This is a genomic window from Bergeriella denitrificans NBRC 102155, assembly GCF_001592185.1.
GTDB lineage: Bacteria > Pseudomonadota > Gammaproteobacteria > Burkholderiales > Neisseriaceae > Neisseria > Neisseria denitrificans.
The window spans coordinates 1-2,988 of record NZ_BCWL01000231.1 but is presented as its reverse complement, the minus strand read 5'-3'; the positions used below and the strand labels follow the sequence as shown (position 1 = coordinate 2,988).

The window sequence follows — 2,988 nt, the reverse complement described above, 5'->3', positions numbered from 1 at the left end:
CGACTATAATGTGCAACCGGCAAAAAGCCGTCTGAAAATCACGATTTTCAGACGGCTTTTTGATTGCTTGGGTGTCATGCAAACTGCAATACACCCAAGCAGGCAGGCATGCGGTTTACACCAAGCCTTTTTTCTCCAAATAGCTTTCGTAATCGCCCAGATAGTGCTCGTAGCCGCCTTTGCCGTCGAGCTCGATGATTTGGGTGGCGAGCGATGAAACGAATTGGCGGTCGTGCGAAACGAAAATCAGCGTGCCGTTGTATTTTTCCAGCGCCATGTTTAAGGATTCGATGCTTTCCATATCCATGTGGTTGGTCGGTTCGTCCATAATCAGCACGTTCGGTTTCAAGAGCAGCAGTTTGCCGTAGAGCATGCGGCCTTTTTCACCGCCGGAGAGTACCTGCACTTTTTTCACCACATCGTTGCTGCCGAACAAGAGACGGCCCAAAGTGCCGCGAATCACTTGCTCGTCGTCGCCTTCCTGACCCCATTGGCGCATCCATTCGCTCAAATCCATATCGACATCGAAGTCGTTTTCATGGTCTTGCGGATAATAGCCCGCTTTGGCTTTTTCCGCCCATTTGATGGTACCGGCATCCGGTGTGAGGCCGTCTGAATATTGCGGATCGAACGCGCCGGCCAAGAGTTTCAGCAGGGTGGATTTGCCCGCGCCGTTCGGGCCGATGATGGCCAGCCGCTGGCCTGCTTCCAAGATGAAGTTGAGGTTTTTGAAGAGCTGGGTTTCAAAGCGTTTGGCCAAACCTTCCACTTCCACGGCCTGACGGTGCAGCTTGGCTTTTTCGTCGGCTTCGAAGCGGATATACGGGTTTTGGCGGGTGGAAGGTTTCACTTCAACCATTTCGGCCTTAATTTTATCAGCCTGTTTCAGACGGCTGGTGGCTTGGCGGGCTTTGGATTTGTTGGCGGAGAAACGCGCCACGAATTCCTGCAGCTCCTGCAGTTTTTCCTTCGCTTTGGCGTTGTCTTTCAGGGCGCGCTCGCGCGATTGCGCGGAGGCCAGCATATAGTCGTCGTAATTGCCCGGATAAATGGTGATGGTGTTGTAGTCCAAATCCGCCATGTGGGTGCACACTTCATTCAAAAAGTGGCGGTCGTGCGAGATGATAATCATGGTGGAATCGTATTGGTTCAATACGCCTTCCAGCCAGCGGATGGTGTTGATGTCCAAGTTATTGGTCGGCTCGTCCAAGAGCAATACGTCGGGTTTGGAAAACAGCGCCTGTGCCAGCAGCACGCGCAGCTTGAAGCCGGGCGCGACTTCGCTCATCTGCGCGTTGTGCAGATCTTCGGAAATGCCCACGCCGCTCAATAATTCGGCCGCGCGCGCTTCGGCGGTGTAGCCGTCGTATTCGGCAAACTTGGCTTCCAAATCGGCCGCACGCATGTAATCGTCTTCAGTGGCTTCCAGATTGGCGTAAATCGCATCGCGCTCGGTCATTGCCGCCCACATTTCGACGTGGCCCATCATCACGACATCCAACACGCGCATATCTTCGTAGGCAAACTGGTCTTGCTTCAGCTTACCCAGGCGCACGCCGTTTTCAATCGCCACTTCGCCGGCGGTCTGCTCCAAATCGCCGCCCAAAATCTTCATAAACGTGGATTTGCCCGAGCCGTTGGCACCGATTAAGCCGTAGCGGTTGCCTTCGCCGAATTTGACCGATACATTTTCAAACAGCGGCTTCGCGCCGAACTGCATGGTAATGCCGTTGGTAGAAATCATTGCGTTAAACCTTATAAAAATAAGAATGTTATAATCGGGCGAGATTGTATCATAAAAGGCAGGAGCCGTCCCTAAGCGGCTTTAACTCTGAAAAGCGGGGCAGATATGGAACAGGAAAAAATTTATTACGCCGTAATCATCTTGCTCTGCGCCGCATCCATGCTGCTCAGCCCGTTTTTCTATATCCGCCGCACGCAGCGCCGCCGCCCTGAGCGTCCGAAAAGCTGGAAAACCATAGCCGTCGCCAATCTGATTATGCTCGCCGCGCTGGCCTGGGTGTGGTGGAAATGGCTGTAAAACCGAAGCCGCAGGCCGTCTGAAAATACAGCGCAGGCCAAGTTTTCCGACTTACGCGTGGCAATATCAGGCAGGCCGCGCCCGATAAACCGCCCTAATATCCGTTTCACAATGGAAGCAAACGAACAATGAACAAAATCCCGTTGACGCTGCTGCTTTGCGTCTGCTGCAGCAGTGCCCAAGCCGCCCCCGTATTTGAATGTACCGACCGTGCCGGGCGGACGCTCTACACGCAGGAAGGCGGCAGCCGCTGCACCCCCGCGCGGCTGGGGCGGCAAACCGTTTATTCCTCCGCCCTGCCTGCCGCGCCTGCCAAAGCAGAAGCCGCTGTAGAAACCGCGCCAAACAACCAAGCTGACGATACCGCCACTGCCCGAAACGCCGTAGAACGCGCCCGCGCAGCTTTGGAGGCCGGACGGCAGGTGCGCTACGGCAACGAGCGCAACTACGCCAAATATCTGGAACGCATCGGCGGCCTGGAGCAGCAGCTTAAAGACGCCGAAGCCGCATTGGAAGCGGCCGCATCGGCGGGACGTTGATACGGGGTGATTGGAAAAAGCCGTCTGAAAATGATGATTTTTCAGACGGCTTTTTTATAAATCATACAACAATAAATACAGTCGTTTCGTTAGATTAAGAAAAGGCAGCAAGCCGCAGGCAGTACAGAGAGTACGAGTCGGCGGACTTGCTGCTTCAGTAAGCTTAGTCAAGCCCCACTCTGAGCTGGATGCAGCAACGCCGTATTATCCTTATTTTCAATGATTATAGGTAGGGCAGGAAATTTCAATGACGTAGGACGGGCATCCTTGCCCGTCGCTTTGCCGAAAGGAAAAGAAAATGGCTCAATAAATAGTTTATCTCATTCTATCTATAAATGAGCAACGGACTCCGTGAACGGGATTTCCTTTTGTCGCAAGATGCCCATCCTATAGATAGAGAATAAATTA

Annotated in this window: 3 protein-coding genes; 2 read left to right on the top strand and 1 reads right to left on the bottom strand. The window is 53.3% G+C overall.

What is annotated here, in order from left to right; all coding sequences use genetic code 11:
• Positions 1-115: 115 nt before the first annotated feature.
• A complete protein-coding gene (locus BDE01S_RS09565) occupies positions 116-1,744 on the bottom strand; it encodes an ABC-F family ATPase (protein WP_066080831.1) in 1,629 nt (542 codons plus the stop codon).
• Positions 1,745-1,849: 105 nt separating this feature from the next.
• Here BDE01S_RS09565 and BDE01S_RS09560 point away from each other — a divergent pair, with 105 nt between their 5' ends.
• Together BDE01S_RS09560 and BDE01S_RS09555 are read left to right on the top strand one after the other, a co-directional pair.
• Positions 1,850-2,041, top strand: a complete 192-nt coding sequence (locus BDE01S_RS09560; RefSeq protein ID WP_066080828.1) for a hypothetical protein — start codon at positions 1,850-1,852, stop codon at positions 2,039-2,041.
• A 128-nt stretch (positions 2,042-2,169) separates the two neighbouring features.
• Complete coding sequence (locus BDE01S_RS09555; RefSeq protein WP_066080825.1) at positions 2,170-2,580, top strand: DUF4124 domain-containing protein; 411 nt, start codon at positions 2,170-2,172, stop codon at positions 2,578-2,580.
• Positions 2,581-2,988: the final 408 nt, after the last annotated feature.

Bases quoted from the DNA above. Each gene is read 5' to 3' on its own strand.
- BDE01S_RS09560 (WP_066080828.1), top strand. From the start codon at position 1,850: ATGGAACAGGAAAAAATTTATTACGCCGTAATCATCTTGCTCTGCGCC.
- BDE01S_RS09565 (WP_066080831.1), bottom strand. From the start codon at position 1,744: ATGATTTCTACCAACGGCATTACCATGCAGTTCGGCGCGAAGCCGCTG.
- BDE01S_RS09555 (WP_066080825.1), top strand. From the start codon at position 2,170: ATGAACAAAATCCCGTTGACGCTGCTGCTTTGCGTCTGCTGCAGCAGT.